This window comes from Streptomyces sp. NPDC091387 (genome assembly GCF_044756945.1).
Classification (GTDB): domain Bacteria; phylum Actinomycetota; class Actinomycetes; order Streptomycetales; family Streptomycetaceae; genus Streptomyces.
In genome coordinates this window covers 116,390-136,394 of record NZ_JBIVTZ010000005.1, presented here as the reverse complement: position 1 = coordinate 136,394, position 20,005 = coordinate 116,390, and the positions used below count along the sequence as shown (strand labels likewise).

17 protein-coding genes, 6 tRNA genes and 2 pseudogenes are annotated in these 20,005 nt (G+C 72.6%); 16 read left to right on the top strand and 9 right to left on the bottom strand.

Annotated features, from left to right (window positions below):
* Nucleotides 1–313 precede the first annotated feature (313 nt).
* The 3 genes from cobT to ACIQM0_RS12220 all read left to right on the top strand — a co-directional run bounded on the left by cobT (nt 314) and on the right by ACIQM0_RS12220 (nt 6,094).
* On the top strand, nt 314–3,715 hold the full coding sequence (gene cobT, locus ACIQM0_RS12230; RefSeq protein WP_401285900.1) for a nicotinate-nucleotide--dimethylbenzimidazole phosphoribosyltransferase: 3,402 nt from the start codon (nt 314–316) through the stop codon (nt 3,713–3,715).
* Between the two features lie 242 nt (nt 3,716–3,957).
* Nucleotides 3,958–5,211, top strand: a complete 1,254-nt coding sequence (cobA, locus tag ACIQM0_RS12225; RefSeq protein ID WP_401285899.1) for a uroporphyrinogen-III C-methyltransferase — start codon at nt 3,958–3,960, stop codon at nt 5,209–5,211.
* A gap of 64 nt (nt 5,212–5,275) precedes the next feature.
* On the top strand, nt 5,276–6,094 hold the full coding sequence (locus ACIQM0_RS12220) for a TrmH family RNA methyltransferase (protein ID WP_401285898.1): 819 nt from the start codon (nt 5,276–5,278) through the stop codon (nt 6,092–6,094).
* Nucleotides 6,095–6,122: 28 nt separating this feature from the next.
* Here the strand turns inward: ACIQM0_RS12220 and ACIQM0_RS12215 are convergent, their stop codons facing one another.
* Complete coding sequence (locus tag ACIQM0_RS12215) at nt 6,123–7,418, bottom strand: protein kinase (protein ID WP_401285897.1); 1,296 nt, start codon at nt 7,416–7,418, stop codon at nt 6,123–6,125.
* A gap of 205 nt (nt 7,419–7,623) precedes the next feature.
* Here ACIQM0_RS12215 and ACIQM0_RS12210 point away from each other — a divergent pair, with 205 nt between their 5' ends.
* The 4 genes from ACIQM0_RS12210 to ACIQM0_RS12195 all read left to right on the top strand — a co-directional run bounded on the left by ACIQM0_RS12210 (nt 7,624) and on the right by ACIQM0_RS12195 (nt 9,958).
* Nucleotides 7,624–7,884, top strand: coding sequence for a hypothetical protein (locus tag ACIQM0_RS12210; protein ID WP_363074323.1), 261 nt, complete (start codon nt 7,624–7,626; stop codon nt 7,882–7,884).
* Between the two features lie 186 nt (nt 7,885–8,070).
* Nucleotides 8,071–8,280, top strand: coding sequence for a hypothetical protein (locus ACIQM0_RS12205; RefSeq protein WP_401285896.1), 210 nt, complete (start codon nt 8,071–8,073; stop codon nt 8,278–8,280).
* 263 nt (nt 8,281–8,543) lie between these two features.
* Nucleotides 8,544–9,602, top strand: coding sequence for an aminoglycoside phosphotransferase family protein (locus ACIQM0_RS12200; RefSeq protein ID WP_401285895.1), 1,059 nt, complete (start codon nt 8,544–8,546; stop codon nt 9,600–9,602).
* Nucleotides 9,603–9,670: 68 nt separating this feature from the next.
* On the top strand, nt 9,671–9,958 hold the full coding sequence (locus ACIQM0_RS12195) for a zf-TFIIB domain-containing protein (RefSeq protein WP_401285894.1): 288 nt from the start codon (nt 9,671–9,673) through the stop codon (nt 9,956–9,958).
* Nucleotides 9,959–10,066: 108 nt separating this feature from the next.
* Here ACIQM0_RS12195 and ACIQM0_RS12190 read toward each other — a convergent pair.
* From ACIQM0_RS12190 to ACIQM0_RS12170, 5 genes are all read right to left on the bottom strand, one after another.
* Nucleotides 10,067–10,138 (bottom strand) — tRNA-Val (locus tag ACIQM0_RS12190).
* 23 nt (nt 10,139–10,161) lie between these two features.
* Nucleotides 10,162–10,233: transfer RNA gene (locus ACIQM0_RS12185), tRNA-Val, on the bottom strand.
* Nucleotides 10,234–10,252: 19 nt separating this feature from the next.
* A tRNA-Val gene (locus ACIQM0_RS12180) sits at nt 10,253–10,324 on the bottom strand.
* Between the two features lies 1 nt (nt 10,325).
* Nucleotides 10,326–10,399: transfer RNA gene (locus tag ACIQM0_RS12175), tRNA-Cys, on the bottom strand.
* Nucleotides 10,400–10,437: 38 nt separating this feature from the next.
* A tRNA-Gly gene (locus ACIQM0_RS12170) sits at nt 10,438–10,510 on the bottom strand.
* 163 nt (nt 10,511–10,673) lie between these two features.
* Between ACIQM0_RS12170 and ACIQM0_RS12165 the strand changes: the two genes are divergently transcribed.
* The 3 genes from ACIQM0_RS12165 to ACIQM0_RS12155 all read left to right on the top strand — a co-directional run bounded on the left by ACIQM0_RS12165 (nt 10,674) and on the right by ACIQM0_RS12155 (nt 13,463).
* Nucleotides 10,674–11,711 carry a chorismate-binding protein gene (locus ACIQM0_RS12165; RefSeq protein WP_401286123.1) on the top strand — a complete coding sequence of 346 codons (1,038 nt, stop codon included), beginning with the start codon at nt 10,674–10,676 and terminating at the stop codon, nt 11,709–11,711.
* Nucleotides 11,708–12,529 carry an aminotransferase class IV gene (locus tag ACIQM0_RS12160; RefSeq protein WP_401285893.1) on the top strand — a complete coding sequence of 274 codons (822 nt, stop codon included), beginning with the start codon at nt 11,708–11,710 and terminating at the stop codon, nt 12,527–12,529. Before ACIQM0_RS12165 ends, ACIQM0_RS12160 begins: the two co-directional genes overlap by 4 nt.
* A gap of 97 nt (nt 12,530–12,626) precedes the next feature.
* A complete protein-coding gene (locus tag ACIQM0_RS12155; protein ID WP_401285892.1) occupies nt 12,627–13,463 on the top strand; it encodes a GNAT family N-acetyltransferase in 837 nt (278 codons plus the stop codon).
* 21 nt (nt 13,464–13,484) lie between these two features.
* Here the strand turns inward: ACIQM0_RS12155 and ACIQM0_RS12150 are convergent, their stop codons facing one another.
* Nucleotides 13,485–14,000, bottom strand: a complete 516-nt coding sequence (locus ACIQM0_RS12150) for a DsbA family protein (RefSeq protein ID WP_401285891.1) — start codon at nt 13,998–14,000, stop codon at nt 13,485–13,487.
* A gap of 202 nt (nt 14,001–14,202) precedes the next feature.
* On the opposite strand from ACIQM0_RS12150, the gene ACIQM0_RS12145 reads away from it, so the two are divergent.
* The 3 genes from ACIQM0_RS12145 (at nt 14,203) to ACIQM0_RS12135 (ending at nt 16,928) form a co-directional block, all read left to right on the top strand.
* Nucleotides 14,203–14,664 carry a hypothetical protein gene (locus ACIQM0_RS12145; RefSeq protein ID WP_401285890.1) on the top strand — a complete coding sequence of 154 codons (462 nt, stop codon included), beginning with the start codon at nt 14,203–14,205 and terminating at the stop codon, nt 14,662–14,664.
* Nucleotides 14,665–14,863: 199 nt separating this feature from the next.
* Entirely contained in the window at nt 14,864–15,880 is a 1,017-nt protein-coding gene (locus ACIQM0_RS12140; RefSeq protein WP_363027666.1) for a LacI family DNA-binding transcriptional regulator, read from the top strand.
* Between the two features lie 76 nt (nt 15,881–15,956).
* Nucleotides 15,957–16,928 carry an acetylxylan esterase gene (locus ACIQM0_RS12135; RefSeq protein ID WP_401285889.1) on the top strand — a complete coding sequence of 324 codons (972 nt, stop codon included), beginning with the start codon at nt 15,957–15,959 and terminating at the stop codon, nt 16,926–16,928.
* A 318-nt stretch (nt 16,929–17,246) separates the two neighbouring features.
* Here ACIQM0_RS12135 and ACIQM0_RS12130 read toward each other — a convergent pair.
* Together ACIQM0_RS12130 and ACIQM0_RS12125 are read right to left on the bottom strand one after the other, a co-directional pair.
* Nucleotides 17,247–17,819, bottom strand: a pseudogene (locus ACIQM0_RS12130) (CGNR zinc finger domain-containing protein); the annotation flags it as partial.
* Between the two features lie 312 nt (nt 17,820–18,131).
* Entirely contained in the window at nt 18,132–18,545 is a 414-nt protein-coding gene (locus ACIQM0_RS12125) for an SsgA family sporulation/cell division regulator (protein ID WP_003959770.1), read from the bottom strand.
* Between the two features lie 190 nt (nt 18,546–18,735).
* Between ACIQM0_RS12125 and ACIQM0_RS12120 the strand changes: the two genes are divergently transcribed.
* The 3 genes and pseudogenes from ACIQM0_RS12120 to ACIQM0_RS12110 all read left to right on the top strand — a co-directional run.
* Nucleotides 18,736–19,227, top strand: a complete 492-nt coding sequence (locus ACIQM0_RS12120; protein WP_401285888.1) for a TIGR02611 family protein — start codon at nt 18,736–18,738, stop codon at nt 19,225–19,227.
* 55 nt (nt 19,228–19,282) lie between these two features.
* Nucleotides 19,283–19,354: transfer RNA gene (locus tag ACIQM0_RS12115), tRNA-Val, on the top strand.
* 70 nt (nt 19,355–19,424) lie between these two features.
* Nucleotides 19,425–19,949 (top strand): annotated as a pseudogene (locus ACIQM0_RS12110) (Tat pathway signal sequence domain protein); the annotation flags it as partial.
* Nucleotides 19,950–20,005 lie beyond the last annotated feature (56 nt).

Genomic DNA, 20,005 nt, shown 5'->3' with positions numbered 1-20,005 from the left:
GGTAGGCTGGCCGATCGTTGCACCGCGCCCGGATCATTGTCGCTTCGTTGGTCAATGTCCGGAAAAGGGGACCGTTTTGGCCCTCGTTTGTGGTACGGCAGAACCTGGGGACGCGCAACGTGGCGCAGTCCACAGCGAGCCGTGGCGAAATGAGCTGCCGCGGCGGCGAACGACCGCGAGAATGCAGTATGTCCGCGACCGTTTCGTGCCGCGCGGCGCGCCCGCTCGTTCCACTGGACGAGCGCCTGTGTGCCGTGTTCGGGCGTCCCGGGCGAAGGGCCGAAGGAGCACTGACGATGGGCGAGGGGTACGCATGAGTGACACCGGCCAGATCCCGGGCGAGGGACTGCCGGAGAACGCAGGCATGGTGGAGCAGCCGGGCGTCCCCGCCCCGGATGCCTACACCTTCCTCGATCCCTCCGAGCACGCGTCCGAGGACGACGACCTCCTGCTGATGCCGAGCCCCCAGGGCGCCTGGAGCGAGCCGCAGGCCGTCCCGGCACCCGGCCAGTTCCCGGACGCCGCGGCCGCGCAGGCCCCCGTGCCGGAGCAGGGCGGGTACCAGCCCCGGCCCGCCGCGCAGCACGAGTCCCGGCTGCCGGGCGACACCCCGGCACAGAACCAGGGCCCGCTCCAGACGCAGGGCCCGGTGCAGCTCCAGGAGCAGCAGATCCAGGTTCCGGCGTACGCCATGCAGGCTCCGTCCGAGCCGCTTCCGCAGACCGGCCAGGGGACCCATGAGTCCGGTGGCCGCGACTCCGGCGCCGTCGACCTCAGTGGCGTACGCATCCCCTCGCCCGTCCCCGCGCCGGCGCAGGCCCAGGTGCCGGTGGCCCAGGCCCAGGCGCCCGTGCGCCGGCCGCTGCACCGCGGCCCGGCCTCGCCCGAGTCGGGACCGGCCTACGGCGGCACGTCGGGCGGCGGCGTGGTCCGTTCGCTCGCCGACCGGGGCCCGGCGGGCGTGCGGCAGGCCCAGGCGCCCGCTCCGGCGCCCGCGCCCGCACGGCACGCGGGACCGGTCACCGCCGAACCCGAGTACTTCGAGATGACGACCGAGGAATCGGCCGCGCTGCCGGGCCCGCAGCTCGGCGAGATCCCGCCGCAGGGCGTGAACCAGTGGGCGGCCCAGGCACCGCAGCAGGCCGCCGCACCGGTCGCGGTGGAACCGGAACCGGCGACGGTGGAAGCGCCGCCAGCAGAAACGGTCGTCCCGGAGCCGGCCGCCGCCGAGCCCGTGCCGGCGGTGCAGCCCGTCGAGCCCGCGCCGGTCGCGGCCGAGGAGCCCGCCCCCGAACCGGTACCGGCCGAGGCCCCGGCGGAGACGGCACCGGCACCGGTCGAGGCTGTTGCCGACGTGGCGCCCGCTGAAGCGGCGCCGGCCGAGGCGGCATCCGTCGAAGCGGCTCCCGCCGACGTGGCACCGGCCGACGTGGCTCAGGTCGACGCACCGCCGGTGGAGCCCGTGCCGGACGGCGCCTCGCTGGGCGGGTTCGTGCCGCTGGAGGATGCGACGCCCACCGCACCGCACCCGGCCCCGACGCCCGTCGTCGAGCAGCCGGTGGAGCCCGTGGCGGTCGTGGAGCCCGCGCCCGAGGTCCGGGCGATCGTCATGGAGCCCGTGGCGGTCGAGGTGGCGGAGGCGGCGGAAGCGGCGGAGATCACCGAGACGGCCGTTCCCGTTCCCGAGCCCGCGGCCGAGCTGGAGAAGGCGCCCGAGCCGGAGCGTGAAACCGGACCCGAGGTCATCGAGACCCCGGACCTGACGGCCGGCACCGAACCCGCTCCGGCACCGATGCCGGAGGCCGAGCAGGCCACCGAACCGGCTGAACCGGTCGAACCCGCTGAACCGGTCGTACCGCAGAACGCCTCGGAGCCCGTGAGCGACGCGTCGGCTGCGGACGCACCCGAAGCGGCCGAAGCTCCCGAAGCCGCCGTCGTTCCGGAGCCCATGGCGGCGGAGGCCGAAGAGGTGCTCGTCACCTCGCCGCCCGCCCCCGGCTACGACTACGCCGAGCGCGAGGCCGTACTGCGCGTCATGCGGGAACGCCGCGACATCCGCAACGGTTTCCGCAGCGACCCGATCCCGCACGAGGTCCTGCTGCGCGTCCTGGAAGCGGCGCACACCGCGCCCAGTGTCGGGCACTCGCAGCCCTGGGACTTCGTCGTCATCCGTTCCGCGGAGACCCGCCGTTCCATGCACGAACTGGCTCAGCGCCAGCGTGACGCGTATGCCAAGTCGCTCCCCAAGGCGCGGGCGAAGCAGTTCAAGGAACTGAAGATCGAGGCGATCCTCGACACCCCGGTCAACATCGTCGTCACCGCCGATCCCACCCGCGGCGGCCGCCACACCCTCGGCCGGCACACCCAGCCGCAGATGGCCCCGTACTCCTCGGCGCTCGCCGTCGAGAACCTGTGGCTCGCCGCCCGTGCAGAGGGGCTCGGCGTCGGCTGGGTCAGCTTCTTCGACGAGCGCGAGATGGTCCGGTCCCTCGGACTGCCCGAGCACCTCGAAGTCGTCGCGTACCTCTGTGTCGGATACGTGGACGAGTTCCCGGAGGAGCCCGAGCTGATGCAGGCGGGCTGGTCCAAGCGCCGCCCGCTGTCGTGGGTCGTCCACGAGGAGACGTACGGCCGCCGCGCCCTGCCCGGCGAGGAGCCGCACGACCTGTTGCAGGAGACCATCTCCAACATCCGGCCCCTGGACGCCAAGGCGCTCGGCGAGGCCTGGGAGCGCCAGAAGCGGATGACCAAGCCCGCCGGCGCGCTCGGCATGCTGGAGATCATCTCGGCGCAGCTGTCCGGGCTCTCCCGGATCTGCCCGCCGCCGATCCCGGAGCCCGCGGCCGTCGCGATCTTCGCGGGCGACCACGGGGTGCACGCCCAGGGCGTCACGGCCTGGCCGCAGGAGGTGACCGCCCAGATGGTCGCCAACTTCCTCGGCGGCGGCGCGGTCTGCAACGCCTTCGCGGCCCAGGTCGGCGCCGAGGTGTGCGTGGTCGACGTCGGGGTGGCCTCTGAGCTGCCCGCGACGCCCGGCCTGCTGCCCCGCAAGGTGCGCGCAGGAACGGCCGACTTCACGACCGGCCCCGCGCTCACCCGTGAGGAGGTCCTCGCGGCGATCGAGGTCGGTATCGAGACCGCCCGCGATCTGGTCGCGGCGGGCAACAAGGGCCTGCTCACCGGTGAGATGGGCATCGCCAACACCACGGCGTCGGCCGCTCTGATCTGTGTGTACACCGGGATGGACGCGGCAGAGGTGACCGGTCGCGGTACCGGCATCAACGACGAGATGCACGCCCGCAAGGTCGACGTGGTCCGCCGTGCGCTCGACCTGCACCAGCCGGACCCGGCCGATCCGATCGGCGTACTCGCTGCTGTCGGCGGCCTGGAGCACGCCGCGATGGCGGGGTTCCTCCTCGGCGGGGCCTCGCTCCGTACGCCGGTCATCCTCGACGGCGTCAGCGCGGGCGCCGCGGCCCTGGTGGCCCGCGCCATCGCGCCGGAAGCCCTGGCGGCCTGCATCGCGGGCCACCGCAGCGCCGAGCCCGGCCACGTAGCCGCGCTCAACAAGCTGGGCCTGCGCCCGCTGGTCGATCTGGACCTCCGTCTGGGTGAGGGCACCGGCGCACTGCTGGCGCTGCCGATCGTGCAGAGCGCGGCCCGCGCGATGCACGAGGTGGCGACGTTCGACTCGGCGGGTGTCACGGAGAAGTAGCCGCGCGGCAGCGGGGGTGGGGGGGGGCGGGGGGGCGGGCGGGCCGGGGCACTGCCCCCGGACCCCCGCTGTTCAACCGCCGGAGGGGCTCGAAGCCGGCGTTCGAGACGCGGGTTCAGGGGCGCGGACCCGTGGCCCGACCCACCCCGTATCGTGAACCCAGCCCCACAACCCCGCACGTCGCAGCCGCTCCGTCGCCGCAGCGGCCCGCACCCCGCACCGCACGAGGAGCCCGCACAGCCATGGCCGAGCACGCCGTTCACCCCGCGTACCCCGTCGGACTGCGCCTGAGCGGACGCCGCGTCGTCGTCGTCGGTGGCGGCCAGGTCGCGCAGCGCCGCCTCCCCGCCCTCATCGCCGCCGGGGCGGACATCACCCTCGTGTCACCGTCCGCCACCCCCTCCGTCGAGGCGATGGCGGATGCGGGCGAGATCCGCTGGGAGCGCCGGGTGTACGCCGACGGGGACCTGACGGACACCTGGTACACGCTCATCGCGTCCGACGACACCACGGCCAACGACGCCGCCTCCGCCGAGGCCGAGCGCACCCGCACCTGGTGCGTCCGCAGCGACGACGCGGATGCCGCCACCGCCTGGACCCCCGCCACCGGCCGCAGCGAGGGCGTCACCGTCGCCGTGCTCACCACGGACGGGCAGGGCCGCGACCCGCGCCACTCCGCCGCCGTCCGCGACGCCATAGTCGAGGGCCTGCGCGACGGCACCCTCGCCGCACCCCACCACCGCACCCGGACCCCCGGCGTCTCCCTGGTCGGCGGCGGCCCCGGCGACCCCGACCTGATCACCGTCCGAGGCCGCCGCCTCCTCGCCGAGGCCGACGTCGTCATCGCCGACCGGCTCGGCCCGCGTGACCTGCTCGACGAACTCCCCCCGCACGTCGAGGTGATCGACGCAGCCAAGATCCCGTACGGCCGCTTCATGGCGCAGGAGGCGATCAACAACGCGCTGATCGAGCACGCCAGGGCCGGCAAGGCCGTCGTCCGGCTCAAGGGCGGCGACCCGTTCGTCTTCGGGCGCGGCATGGAAGAGGCCCAGGCGCTCGCCGCCGAGGGCATCGCGTGCACCGTCGTCCCCGGCATCTCCAGCTCGATCTCGGTGCCGGGCGCGGCCGGCATCCCGGTGACCCACCGCGGGGTCGCCCACGAGTTCACCGTGGTCAGCGGCCATGTCGCCCCCGACGACGCGCGTTCGCTCGTCGACTGGGCGGCCGTCGCCCAGCTCCGTGGCACCCTGGTCCTCCTGATGGCCGTCGACAAGATCGGCGCCATCGCCGGTGCGCTCATCGCCCACGGCAAGTCCCCCGAGACCCCGGTCGCACTGGTCCAGGAAGGGACCACGGCCGCCCAGCGCCGCGTCGACGCGACGCTCGCGACCGTCGGCGAGCGGGCCGTGGCCGAGCAGGTGCGCCCGCCGGCCGTCATCGTCATCGGCGACGTCGTCGCGGTCGGCCCCGACGCCGCGGCACCCCCCGCCGAGTAACCATCGGTAACGGAACTTTCTCCAGACCGTTGGCACCACACACCGGACAAGGCAGTATCAACCTGTGGCTGATCTCATCACCGTCGACGACCCCGACGACCCCCGCCTGAGCGACTACACCGGCCTGACCGACGTCGAGCTGCGGCGCAGGCGCGAGCCCGCCGAGGGCCTCTTCATCGCCGAGGGCGAGAAGGTGATCAGACGCGCCAGACAAGCCGGGTACGAGATGCGGTCCATGCTGCTGTCGGCGAAGTGGGTCGATCTGATGCGCGACGTCATCGACGAGGTCCCGGCCCCCGTGTACGCGGTCAGCCCGGAGCTCGCCGAGCGTGTCACCGGCTACCACGTGCACCGCGGCGCGCTCGCCTCGATGCAGCGCAAACCGCTGCCGGCCGCCGACGAACTGCTGCGCACCACCCGCCGCGTGGTCGTCATGGAGGCCGTCAACGACCACACCAACATCGGTGCGATCTTCCGCAGCGCCGCCGCCCTCGGCATGGACGCCGTCCTGCTCTCCCCGGACTGCGCCGACCCGCTGTACCGGCGCTCCGTCAAGGTCTCGATGGGCGCGGTCTTCTCCGTCCCCTACGCCCGGCTCGACACCTGGCCCAAGGCGCTGGAGACCGTGCGGGAGGCGGGCTTCAAGCTGCTGGCCCTGACACCCGACGAGAAGGCCAGCAGTATCGAGGAGGCGGCGCCGCACCGGATGGACCAAGTGGCCCTGATGCTCGGGGCCGAGGGCGACGGACTGTCCACCCAGGCCCTCGTCGCCGCCGACGAGTGGGTACGCATCCCGATGGCCCACGGCGTCGACTCGCTGAACGTGGGTGCGGCGGCCGCGGTCGCCTTCTACGCGGTCGCCACGGGCCGCCCGGAGAACTGAGCCGTTTTCCGGAGGTCCCGGCGGAGGGCTACTGCCCGCCCCGGACCTGCCCCTGACCCGCGGTCTGGCCGGGGCCCGCGCCCAGGCCGCGCGCCGGCCCCTGGCAGCCCTGGGCCGCCGCGATGCCCAGCGCCACCAGCAGCGTCACCACGACGAAGACGACGAGCCGCTGCCGCAGCAGCCGCGGGTTGGCGGGACGCCGTCCCGTCGAGGTGGTCCGGGTCCCGGGCCGGGTGCCCGGCCTGCCGTTCGTCCCCTTCGCGCCCTGCGGCCGCCTGCCGGAACCCGTCGTGCCGCGCGGCTGCCGGTCCGGTCGCGAACCCCCGGTCCGGGGCGAGGCGGGACGCGGCGGCGCGGTCTGCCGGTTCTGCGGGCGCGACACCGGGGCGGGCCCGGCCGCGCGGCGGGTCTGCTGCTCGGTGTAGGGGCCGTCGAGACGGCCCGTCGGCCGGTCGGCCTCCTGCGCGGAGCGCTGCGCCGGCGGCCGGCTCTCGTGCAGCCCCTGCGCCTCCCGCGCCGCGATCTCCTTGAGCCGCATGGAGAGTTGAAGGGTGCTCGGCCGCTCCTCCGGGTCCTTCGCCAGACAGGCGCTCAGCAATGGAGCGAGCGCGTCGTGCACGTCGTACAACTGCGGTTCCTCGTGCACCACGCGGTAGAGCATCACCTCGGAACTGCCGTGCCCGAAAGGTGAGTCGGCCATCGCCGCGTACGCCAGCGTGGCGCCGAGCGAGAAGACGTCCGTCGCGGGCGTCACCGCCGCACCCCGCACCTGCTCGGGCGCGAGGAACCCCGGCGAACCCACCGCCGTACCGACGTGCGTGAGGGTGGACGCCCCGGTCGCCCAGGCGATCCCGAAGTCGATGATGCGCGGGCCCTTGGGGGAGAGGAGGATGTTCGACGGCTTCAGGTCACGGTGGACGACACCCGCCTCGTGCACCGCCACCAGGCCCTCCGAGAGCGCCGCCCCGATCGAGGCCACCTCGGCGGCCGACAGCGGACCCTCCTCGGCCACCTTGTCGTGCAGCGAGGGCCCCGGAACGTACTGCGTGGCGAACCACGGGCGCTCCGCCTCCAGATCGGCGGCCACCAGCCGGGCCGTGCAGCCGCCGCGGATCCGCCGGGCGGCGGACACCTCGCGGGCGAACCGCGAGCGGAACTCCTGGTCCTCCGCCAGATCCGGGCGGATCACCTTGAGCGCCACCCGCTGGCCGCGTCGGTCCGAACCGAGGTACACGACACCCATGCCGCCCGCCCCGAGCCGCCGGTGCAGCCTGAACGAACCGACGACACGCGGGTCCTCGCGCCGGAGCCGCATCATCGCCATGTCTGCCCATCCCCGCTGCCTGGTCCGCCTGACGAGGCACAGCTTACGTACCCGCCGCCCGGGGTGCTCAGAGGCCGCGCCCTCGCCGGTGAATCGATTGTCAGTGGCGAGTGGGAAACTTGAGAAGTGGTCAGGGAGCCGCGGATCCAGGCTCCCGGGGCCGTGCGAGATCTCAAAGGTCCGTCGCAGAAGGGGGATTGGATCAGTGAAGGGCGATCGAGTCGAGATAGTCGTGGACGCCGGGGACACGACCCGTACGTACGAAGTGGTGGCCTCCAGGGCAGGCCGCCGGGTCGAGACAGCGGTCCGCCGAGGGGTGGTCGAAGTGAGTGAAGTCACCCGGAGCGGCTCAGTGGTGCGCACCGCCCGCTTCATGGCGACCAGGGTGCTCGCCCTGGTCGAACAACCAGTACCCAGGGAGGACGCCTCCGAGCGTCCCCTCGGGGATGACCCCAAGGTCCGGTAGGCCCGTCTCCACCCAGGGGAGTACGCCGACTACCCACGGCTCATCCTCCGGGAGGCCCGGCATTCGGTACGCGGGCATGACGCCGCCCGTCCGCCGAATCCCTAATGTTGAAGTCATGCGGCGGGCGTCGCACTCGTCCCCCGAGGCCACACGCCCGCCGCTCCACATCAGGTCAGGAGAGGAACCATGGCGGACACGGCAGTGCGGCCCATGAGCCGCACGCAGGGACGCAAGGCCTTCGCCTCGTTCGGCAGCCGTCCGTCGTCCGGCAAGCGCCACCCGTTGGTGGCGACAGCCATGGTTCTTCCTCTGGCGGCCCTGCTCGCAGTCGTCTTCGGCGGCTGGGAAGCGGTGGTCACACAGGCGTCGTCCGTGGGCGTGATGCTGGGGCGCTGAGCGGCGCCCCGGGTCCGGAAGAGCGGTTCGGACCGGGACATCCGGCCAACAACCCCGTGGGGACGGGGGTGCGGCGGACGGCAGCGTTTGTCCGGTCAGCTGGGGAGCTGACCGGACATCGCGCTGTCCGGGGCCTTTGCGGCCCGCCGCGGCCGGGAGTGGATCAGCGACCGCGGGGCCACCGGCTGCGGCTGCCCCGCGTACGCTCCTCGGCGGACCCGGCGCCGGCCGGGACCGCCGATCCTGCGCCACCGGGGGAGACCGTGACCACCGCAGTCGTACGTGCGCTGGGCGCGCTCGCCCACAGAGCGGCCCACGCCCCGGCCCCGGCCGGCTGCGGCTGCCCGCCGCCGGCCGTGCTCGCGGACCGGGCGGACGGCACGGTGGTCCGCAGCGGCCCCGTCGTCGCCAAGGCCCACGCTCCCGGCACGGACATCGCCGCCCTGGCCGTACGCGTGTGGCTGGCGGCCCGCCCCGGCCTGACGGACGTCCTGCTCGCACCCCTGCCCGTGGAGCCCCCGACGGCCCGGGTGGAGGCCGCCGCGCCCCACGTCGCCCCGTCGCCGTACCTCACCGCGCTCCACGGCCGCCCGGTCACCCTGTGGCCCCACGGGGAGCCCGTGGACCCGGGTGACCCGGACGCGGCACCGTGGGAGGAGGCCGCCGTGCTCCTGGCGCGCCTCCACAGCACCGAGCTCCCGATTCTCGCGCCCGCGCACGAGCGGCCTTCCGCGTCCCCGGCCGGGTGGTCGCGCGGGCTCCCGGTGATGCGGGGCCCCGCGAAGGCCGCTCTGGCCGTGGACCGGATGCGCGCGGCACGCCCGGGGCATCCGTCCCTCGCGCCCGTGCTCGCGGCCTGGCAGCGGCTGCCCGCCTGGGCCCGCGACGAGGCCCCCGCCCCCGCGCACCGCTCGCGCTTCCTCTGCCACGGCGATCTCCACCTGGGCCAGCTCGTCCAGTACCCCGCCCCGCGCGGCCGCTGGCTGCTGATAGACGTCGACGACGCGGGCGTCGGCGACGCCACCTGGGATCTGGCCCGGCCAGCGGCCTGGTACGCGGCCGGACTGCTCCCGCCCGACGTCTGGTTCCGCTTCGTGGGCGCCTACCGGGCGGCCGGCGGCCCCGCGCTGTCCGCCGAGGGCGACCCCTGGCCCGAGTTGGACGTCGCCGCCCGCGCCCTGACCGTACAGACCGCGGCACTGGCCCTCGCCAAGTCCGCGGCGGAGGCGAGGGATCCGGATGAGGTGGAACAGATGATGATCGAGTCCTGTGCCCGAATTGCCGCTCTCCCAACCGAGTTGGCCGCCGAGCACGCGTCGTAGGGTGAACCGACCGTCGGCGGGCACGCATTCCGGCGACGGCTAACCGACGGCGAGGAGTGAGCCCGAACATGCAGTGTCCCAAGTGCCACGCACAGATGCACACGTACAACCGCAACGGCATTCAGATCGAGCAGTGCAGCGGCTGCCGGGGGATATTCCTGGACTACGGCGAGCTGGAGTCCCTGACCCGCATGGAAGCGCAGTGGACGCAGCAGGCTCCGCCCCCGCCGCAGGCTCCGCAGGCCTACCCGGCCGCCCCCGCGCCCGCCTGGGGCGCCCCGCAGCAGCAGCACCACGGCGGTCACCACGGCCACTACCGGCAGAAGGGCTTCGGCCGGATGCTCTTCTCGTCCTGAGCCGGTTCGCCCCGTGCCGCGGTCCGGACCACTGCCGTCCGGACCGCGGCACGGGGCGCGCGGCAACGACGAAGCCCCGGTCGTCGAGACGACCGGGGCTTCGGACTGTGCGCGATACTGGGATTGAACCAGTGACCTCTTCCGTGTCAGGGAAGCGCTCTCCCGCTGAGCTAATCGCGCAGGGTGACCCTGCGTGTACTGCGTGCGCGATACTGGGATTGAACCAGTGACCTCTTCCGTGTCAGGGAAGCGCTCTCCCGCTGAGCTAATCGCGCGGGGGTCCTTGCGGACCGGTGGACGATACTGGGATTGAACCAGTGACCCCTTCCGTGTCAGGGAAGTGCTCTCCCGCTGAGCTAATCGTCCTTGGAGGTGGAGACGGGATTTGAACCCGTGTAGACGGCTTTGCAGGCCGTTGCCTCGCCTCTCGGCCACTCCACCAGGGATGGGGGTTCGGGAAGGATCCCCCACCTTCTGCGAGCGGACGACCAGGTTCGAACTGGCGACCTCAACCTTGGCAAGGTTGCGCTCTACCAACTGAGCTACGTCCGCTTGTCGGTTCCGGTTCACTTGCGCGTCCCGGCGACGTGATGAACTCTAGCGGATTCCGGGGCCAGTACAAAAACGCGTTTGTGCAGCGTGCTGAGGTGCACCCGCCCCGGCGCAGGTCACCGAGGGCCGTCCTAGACTCACCGACGTGCACGACCTTGCCCCAATGGCCCGCTTCGGCGGCCTCGTCGCCTCCGATCTGCAGGATGTGACCAGCGATCCCGCGGCTCTCGAGTCGTCCGGCTTCTGGGCCGTGTCCGCCGATTTCGAGGGCCGGCTCGTCTGTGCCCGCTTCGCCACCGTACGTACCGCCGCCGTGCCCGCCCCGGTGCGGGGTGCCTGGCGCGGGCCGGCCGCCGGTGACTGGAGTTCGTCCCTGGACCGCGCCGCCTACCTCGCCGGCGTCCGCCGCATCCGTGCATACATCGCGGCGGGCGAGGTCTACCAGGCCAACCTCTGCCGGGTGATGACGGCCCGGCTGCCCGACCCCGCCGCGGCGGACGTGGACGCCCTCACCTCGCTGCTGGCGCGCGGCAACCCCGCCCCGTACGCGGGAACGATCCGGCTGCCCGCGCACGGCGTGGAGATCGCGACCGCGTCCCCCGAACTGTTCCTCCGCAGGGACGGCCGCACGGTCGAGTCCGGGCCGATCAAGGGCACCGGCCGCACCGAGGGCGATCTGCTGGAGAAGGACCACGCGGAGAACGTGATGATCGTCGATCTGGTCCGCAACGACCTCGGACGGGTCTGCGCCACCGGCTCGGTCGGCGTTCCCGAACTCTGCGCGGTCGAGAAGCACCCGGGCCTCGTCCACCTCGTCTCCACGGTGCGCGGCCTGCTGGCCGAGGGGACCGGCTGGCCGGAGCTCCTCGCCGCCGCCTTCCCGCCCGGCTCGGTCACCGGCGCCCCGAAATCCAGTGCGCTGAGGATCATCGGGGAACTGGAGACCGCCCCGCGCGGCCCGTACTGCGGCGGCATCGGCTGGGTGGACGCCGACCGCGCCACCGCCTCGCTCGCCGTGGGCATCCGCACCTTCTGGACCGACCGCACCGGGGCCGCCCCGGTCCTGCGCTTCGGCACCGGCGCCGGCATCACCTGGGGCTCGGATCCGGAACGCGAATGGGACGAGACCGAACTCAAGGCGTCCAGGCTGCTCGCGGTAGCGTCGGGCGCATACGAAGCAACGGGAAGGACCGCACCATGAAGATCTGGGTCAACGGCGAACTGCGGGCCGCCGATGACGCCCGGGTGTCCGTGCTCGACCACGGACTCACCGTGGGCGACGGCATCTTCGAGACGGTCAGGACCACCGACGGCAGGCCCTTCGCGCTCACCCGGCACCTCGACCGGCTGGCCCGCTCCGCCCGGGGGCTCGGTCTGCCGGCGCCCGACCAGGACGAGGTGCGCCGGGCCTGCGCCGCCGTCATCGAGGCCAACCCGGTCGCCCTGGGCCGGCTGCGGATCACCTACACCGGGGGGATCTCGCCCCTCGGGTCCGACCGCGGCACCGCCGGCCCCGGTCTGGTCGTCGCCCTCGGGGAGGTGAAGCGGCGCCCGGACACCACGGCGGTCATCACCGTCCCCTGGACGCGCAACGAACGCGGCGCGCTCGCCGGGCTCAAGACCACCTCGTACGCGGAGAACGTCGTCGCGCTCGCCCGCGCCCACGAGCGGGGTGCCACAGAGGCGCTGTTCGCCAACACCGTCGGACAGCTCTGCGAGGGCACCGGGTCCAATGTCTTCGTCGTCCTCGACGGGCAGCTGCACACCCCGCCGGTCGCCTCCGGCTGCCTGGCCGGGATCACCCGCGCGCTGGCGGTGGAGTGGACCGGCGCGCAGGAGACGGAGCTGCCGTTCGACGTCCTGGAACGGGCCGAGGAGATCTTCCTGACCTCCACCCTCCGCGACATCCAGTCCGTCCACCGGGTCGACGGCAGGGAACTGCCCGGTGGCCCCGGACCGGTGACCACCAAGGCCATGAGCATCTTCGCCGAGCGGGCCGGCGACGACCTGGACCCGTAGACGCTGCCGGTGTATTCACGGCGGCCCGGCCGTGAAATACGCGGAACGTCCGTAAAAGCGGATGACGCCGGCGCGTGCGGGGGATACAAATCCCCTGATGACCACGACACTCCGGCCTTCCGGGCCGATACAGCAGGGCGCCGACGGCGCACAGGACCGCGCGTACGACGTGTGCGACAACGGGCGCCCCGTCGGCGCCGTCGAGATCGCCGTCGAGGCGGGGTCGGCCGGAGAGGCGGGCGTGCTGCGGTCCCTGCGGATCGACGAACCCGTCCGCAGGCGCGGCCGGGGGACCATCGCCGCCCTGGCGGCCGAAGAGGTGCTGCGCGGCTGGGGCTGCACCCAGGTGCGCACGGAGGTCGCCGCCGCCGACACCGCGGCGCGGCGGCTCACCTCCGCACTCGGCTACACCGAGCGCAGCAGGAACATGATCAAATCGCTGCCGCCGGTCCCCCCGGCACTGCCGGACGGAGTGACCGCACGCCCGATGACACCCGGGGAATACGCGCGGTGGGAGGACGGGGCCGTCGCCGCGTACGCCGAGAGCCTGATCACCCGGGGCACCTCCAAGGAGACCGCCCTCCAGCTCGCCCGCACCTCCCACTCCCGGCACCTCCCGGACGGCCTGGCCACCGAGGGCGCCCATCTGCACTTCCTGGTCCACGAGGGCGAGACCGCCGGGTACGTCTGGGTGTCCCGCTTCGAGATGCACCCCGGCCTGCTCGTCGGCTACGTGTTCGACGTCGAGGTGCACGAGGAGTTCCGGGGCCGGGGACACGGGCGGGCGCTGATGCTCCAGGCGGAGCGGATCGCCCTGGAGGCGGGCGACGAGCGGCTGGGCCTGCACGTGGTCACGGCCAACACACCCGCCCTCCGGCTGTACGAGTCACTGGGCTACGAGCCGACCCGGTACAACCTGACCAAGCAGCTGTAGGCGCTCCGCCGGCCCGGGGTCTCAGCCCTGTCCGGCGAGCAGCCGGTCGGCGATCTCCTCGATCCGCTCGCGCAGCCCCTCCTGGCTCTTGCCGCCGTCCAGCCGCTCTCCGCCGATCACATACGTCGGGGTGCCGGTGACCCCGATCGCCTTGCCCTCGGCCTGGTCGGCGTCGACGATCAGCATGTGCCGGCCGTCGATCAGGGCGGTGTCGAACTCCTCGGCGTCCAGGCCGAGTTCCTCCGCCACCTCGATCAGCAGCGGTTCGCCGGTGCGGCCGAGGTCGGCGGTGCGGGCGAGTACCGCCTCGATGTACGGCCAGTCCTTGCCCTGCGCGGCGGCCTCCTCGACGGCCTGCGCGGCGGCGTAGGCGTGCTTGTGCTTCTCCAGCGGGAAGTGCCGCAGCCGCACCTCGATCCGGTCGCCGTACCGCGCCCGCAGGGCGTGCACATCGGTGAGGGCGTGGTGGCAGTCGGGGCACTGGAGCTCGCACCAGAGGTCGAGGACGACCGGCGCTGCGGGGGTGGAATCACTCATGGGACCAGTCTCCCAGGGCGCGCGGGGGAGCCCCGACCGGCACCGGGACCGGCCCGGCACGTACGGCCCGGATGCCCGCCCGCACGGCACCTGCGGAGGACCCCGGCCCTGATATGTCCCTGATGTGGGCTCCCGGCGTGGCCCCGAGCACGTCCGGAGGTGCAGGATGGAAGGGACGTTTCCCCTGCGCCTGGAGGCACCGATGCTTGCCGAGACCATTTGTTCCGCGGCGTCCGCGGCGGGCCTGGGCATCGCCGCCGTCACCGCGTACCGGAAGCGCTTCCTCGCGGCGACCCGGATCGCGGCCTACTCCCTGGTCCCGATCGGCCTGGTGCTGACCGGCGTCGTCCAGTGGGTCACGGACATCGCGTTCAAGCCGAGCGTCTGGCTGGGCTTCGGCCTGCTGGGAGTGGCCTGGCTGCTGTTCATCACGACCCGCGCGGTCGAACGGCGCGGCGGCGGCACCCGCAAGGAACGCAAGGCGGCCGCCCGTGCCGCGCGGGACGGCGCGGTGGAACCCGCCGCCTCTGCCCCCTCGCTCGGAGCCGGCGTCCCGGCAGTCCGGCCGCAGCAGCGGGAGCAGCCCAAGAAGCAGGCCGCCGCGAGTGGATCGGGCGACGACTTCAGCGACATCGAGGCCATCCTGAAGAAGCACGGCATCTGAAGCACGCGATGGGGCGGGCGCCCGGACGTCGGAACGCGGGAACCCCACCGGTATGAATCGATTCACGCATGATCCTTGACGGTGTTCGGGGATGGGGCTAGCGTCCCGAACGGGTTGAATCAATTCACTCACGCCCGTCCGTACGATGGGGTGACGCCGCTGGACCAGTGCGGCCGAGGGCACCAGTGGGGCAGGACAAGTGGCGCGTGTGGCAGGGATCAAGGATGTGGCCCGGCAGGCCGGGGTCTCCGTGGGCACGGTCTCCAATGTGATCAACCGGCCGGAGGCCGTACTCCCCGAGACGCGTGCGCGGGTGCTGGCGGCCATCGAGGACCTCGGCTACGTCCGCAGCGAATCAGCGCGCCAGCTCAGGGCGGGACGCAGCCGGATCATGGCCCTCCTCGTCCTGGACATGGGCAATCCCTTCTTCGTCGACGTGGCCCGCGGGGCCGAGCGCGCCGCCCGGCAGGCGGGGCTCGGCGTGATGGTCTGCAACAGCGGCCAGAGCCCCGCCGAAGAGGCCGAGTACCTCGGCCTCTTCGCGGAGCAGCGGGTGTGCGGCGTCCTGGTCACCCCCGCCGACGCGACGGGCCGCAACCTCGAATCCTTCAGCCGCCACCGCATTCCCTACGTCCTGGTGGACCGGGTCGCGTCCGGCACCGGGACCTGCGCGGTCTCCGTCGACGACGTGCGGGGCGGCGCCCTGGCCGTCGGACACCTGATCTCGGCCGGGCACCGCTCGGTGGCCTACGTCAGCGGCCCGGGTGACCTGCACCAGATCAGGGACCGCCGCACGGGTGCGCTGTCCGCGCTGGCCGAGGCGGGGCTGGAGCCCGAGGCACTCGTCGAGATCCCCTCCGACCGGCTGGACGTGGCGGCGGGACGCGACGCGGGAGCCCGGCTGCTCGGCCTGGTGCCCCGCCCCACGGCCGTGTTCTGCGCGAACGACCTGCTCGCCCTCGGCGTGCTGCAGGCCCTGTACGCGGCCGGGGTGCGGGTGCCGCAGGACATCGCCATCGTCGGATACGACGACATCGAATTCGCCGCCGCCGCCGCCGTGCCGCTCACCTCGGTCCGCCAGCCGGCGGTCGTGATGGGCCGGATGGCCGCCGAACTCCTGCTGGAGGAGGCGGACGACGACGGCCATCACGAGCACCGCAGCGTGGTGCTCCAGCCGGAACTCGTCGTGCGCGCATCGAGCTCCACCCCCCGCTGAGGCCACCGCCCGGCCCCTCGTTCCTCCCTGCCGTTCCCCCTGCGGTTCCCTTCCGCCTGCCCGAAACGGAGACGCCGTGCCCCTGTTCGACATGCCCCTGGACCAACTCCGCTCCTACCGGCCCGAGTCCGGTGAGCCGGACGACTTCGACGCCTTCTGGCGGCGCACCCTCGAAGAGGCGTCCGCGCACCCGCTGGACGCCGAGTTCACGGTGCACGACGCCGCGTTGAGCAACGTCGTCGCCCATGACGTGTCGTTCGCCGGCTGGGGCGGGCACCGCATACGGGCCTGGCTGAACGTGCCCGCCGGCGCCGAGGGGCCGCTGCCCACGGTCGTCCACTACCTGGGATACGGCGGCGGGCGCGGACTGCCGCACGACCACCTGGTGTGGCCCGCCGCCGGCTGGGCCACCCTGCTCGTGGACACCCGGGGCCAGGGCGCCGTCAACAACAACTCGCCGGGTTCCACCCCTGATCCGCACGGCGGCGGCAATCCGCAGTCGCCCGGCTTCATGACCCGCGGCATCCTCGACCCCGACGCGTACTACTACCGACGGGTGTTCACCGACGCGGTGCGCGCCGTCGAGGCCGCCCGTACCCACCCGGCCGTCGACCCCGACCGGATCGTCGTCCACGGCGGCAGCCAGGGCGGCGGCATCGCGCAGGCGGTGGCGGGCCTCAGCCCCCACGTCAGGGCCGCGCTCATCGACGTACCGTTCCTGACGCATTTCCGGCGCGCCGTGGAGATCACCGACCGGGATCCCTACCAGGAGATCGTCCGCTTCCTGTCCGCCCAGAACGGCGTCTCCGAGCAGGTGTTCCGGACCCTCTCGTACTTCGACGGCATCAGCTTCGCCCTCCGGGCGACGGTGCCCGCGCTCTACTCGGTGGCCCTGATGGACACCATCTGCCCGCCGTCCACCGTCTTCGCCGCCTACAACCACTGGGCAGGCCCCAAGGAGATCGAGGTCTACCCCTGGAACAACCACGAGGGCGGCGGTTCGGCCCACCGCGGGGTACAGCTGCGTATGCTGCGCGACCTGGACTGACCGGCGACGCGGCGGGGGAGCGGGGGAATTCCCGAATACGTGACGGAAGGTCGGACACCGGAGCGATTGCGGGCACCACGTAGGGGTTGAACTCCCGTGACAAAAGGGCATGTTGATCACCAACGGGGACCGGACTGGGTCATGATCGTCCGGAGATGGTGGACACCTCCCGGGGCGATGCCCCCGCACCCCCCGCCGAAGAGCCGCGTGGCTGCCTCTTCGCGCTTTCCCAGCCCCCTCTGATGATCTTCCTCACGGTGATCGGCGGCTTGCTGCTGATGGCCGCGTTGCATGATCTTTTCGTGCTGTGAGCGGCTCGCCGGCCGCTTCCCTGCGGCGCGCCCGGTACGCGGCGACGTGCAAGCGGTTACCGCAGGTGCGGCTGGAGCAGTAGCGGCGGGAGCGGTTGCGGGAGAGGTCGACGAAGGCGTGCCGGCAGTCCGGCGCCTCGCAGCGCCGCAGCCGCTCCGTCTCGCCCGCCACGATGATGAACGCGAGGGCCATCCCGCAGTCGGCCGCCAGGTGGTCGGCGATCGAGGCGTCGGGCGCGAAGTAGTGCACGTGCCAGTCGTAGCCGTCGTGGTTGCTGAGCTGCGGCGTGGTGCCCGCGGCGGCCACCAGGGAGTTGACGAGCGAGGCGGCGACCTGTGCGTCGGAGGCCGCGAAGACGGCCGCGAACCTGGCCCGTACGTCGTGCACGGCCCGCAGGTCCTTCTCGTCGAGCTCGTTCACCCCGCTCAGACGATGGCGCCCGGCGAACGCGTAGAGCGCGGGGATACCGGCGAGCCCGTCGGCCCGCGCCCCGTCCTCCGGCTGTGCGCTCTCGGGCGCGGTGTTCACCAGATCGACCACCGTGTCGAGGGCGATCCGGGTGTCGTGTGGGATCAGCACGCTTTCGCTCCCTGGCCTCCGGCGGGCGGGGCGCCCACCGATGCGGGCTGACTCTACTGGCTCGGCCTCCGCTTCCAGAGGCCCGAGAAGGCCTCTGGCGTCCCTGGGGGGCGCTTACCGACCCCGCCCGGCCGGCGGGGCCGTGGAGGCCGGGAGGGGCGTCCACGGCCGGGACGCGGGAGCCGGCGCACACGGACCGGCGCCGTCACCACGGTGGATTCCGTGGTGACGGCGCCGGTTTCTGCCGTATGAGGTTGTCCGCGCGACGCCGTCTCCCCGAGTCGGACGGCGTCGTGCAGTTCTCGGCCTGGCTCAGCTTTCCGCCAGGATGTGTGAGAGCTCCGTATCGAGATCGAAGTGACGATGCTCGGTACCCGGCGGAACCGCGGCGTCGGTCCTCTTCAGGAACGACTCCAGGGCCCGTGCCGGGGCCTCGAGCAGGGCTTCGCCCTCCGGGGAGCTCAGTGCGATACAGACGACGCCCTGGCCGTGACTACGGGATGGCCAGACGCGGACGTCTCCGGTGCCGGTGGGCCTGTGCAGCCCCTCGGCAAGGAGGTCGCGGGCGAAAACCCACTCGACCGTCTCCTCCGCTCCGGTGTGGAAGGTGGCGTGCACGGCATACGGATCGGCCGTGTCATACCGCAGGCCCGCGGGTACAGGCAGTGAGGACTCGCTCGACACAACGAGGCGCAGGTGCAGCTCGCAGCTGACCGTGGTGTTCATAAGCGCCAGGGCCTTTCGCTCAGTGTGCGCTCGGGGATTCGCACGTCGGCGAAATCGACATGCCACCTACGGTGGCGTTGTAAACCCCTCTGACCGTTTTGTGATCCTTCGGCTAGCTCGTACAGCGGTGTGTAACTTTGGGTCATGCGGCCATTCCAGTGACGAAAGCCGTTCCGGTAGGTTGACCCCCATGAATGCGGAGAGTGACGAGCGGGACGGAGCCGCCGCCTCGGCGGATCGGGAGCCCGCGACGGGGGACGTGGCGGGCGGCGGGACGGGGGACGTCACGCCGGATGTGACGAAAGAGGGCCCGGAGCTCGGCTCCAGGGCGCCCGGGTTCATCAAGGCCTCCAGGGCGCTGCACCTGAGCTGGCAGGTCGGCGTGTTCCTGGTCGGGCTCGCCGTGGTGGTGGCGGGCATCATCATGCTGCCGCTGCCCGGCCCCGGGTGGCTGGTGATCTTCGGCGGCATGGCGATCTGGGCGACCGAGTTCGTCTGGGCGCAGCTGGTGCTGCGCTGGACGCGGCGGAAGGTCACCGAAGCCGCCAAGCGGGCCCTGGATCCCAAGGTCCGGCGGCGCAACATCGCGCTCACCGTGATCGGCCTCGTGATCATCGCGGTGCTCGTGGGGATCTATGTGTGGAAGTTCGGAATCGTCATGCCGTGGAAGATCCACGAGTGACCCGGAGCCGGTCGGGGGGCGCCGCTGACATGGGGTAATGTTTGGCGTGCGCCCGGGGCGATTAGCTCAGTGGGAGAGCGCTTCGTTCACACCGAAGAGGTCACTGGTTCGAACCCAGTATCGCCCACCCCGGACCGACGGCCCGGAAGCTTCTTGAAGCTTCCGGGCCGTCGGCGTTCCCGCGTGCGCTGTGAGAACTGCCGCGCGACCTCTGGGTCCGGTACGCCCACCTGCGCTACGGATTCGTCCAGGGCAGCGGCCGCTACGGCCTGGACACCGGGAAGTTCGCCGTCGCCGCCGAACCCGTCGTCAGCGTCTCCCGCCTGTCCGGCGTCTTCGGTCTCGGTGAACTGTGCGCCGAACTCATCGGCCTGGTCGACCTGCCGGAGTTCAAGGAGGCGTACCTCGACTACTGCCGCTGCTTCAACGCCACCAAGGTGGAACAGAAAGCCCGCTACGGCTCCGACTTCGGCTCCCTGCTCCTCTTCCGGCCCACTCCCGGATGTACGCGTACGCCGCCGTGCAGACGGGCGGAGAGAAGCTCGCCACCCGGGCCTGGGACACGTTCCGCAACAGCGACGGGACACCGGGAGTCCGCCCCCTGGAAGGCCGAGAAGGTGAGCGGCCCGGTCACCACCGTCCCGGGCAGCGAGGCCAACCGGGTCTGCACCAACGACACCCCGCTGTACGGACTCGCCGCCATCGAGAACCTCGCGCTCATCGGCGGCCACCTGCCGGCCCGAGGCCTCCGTGGGCACCCCGGGCCGGCCACACGGTC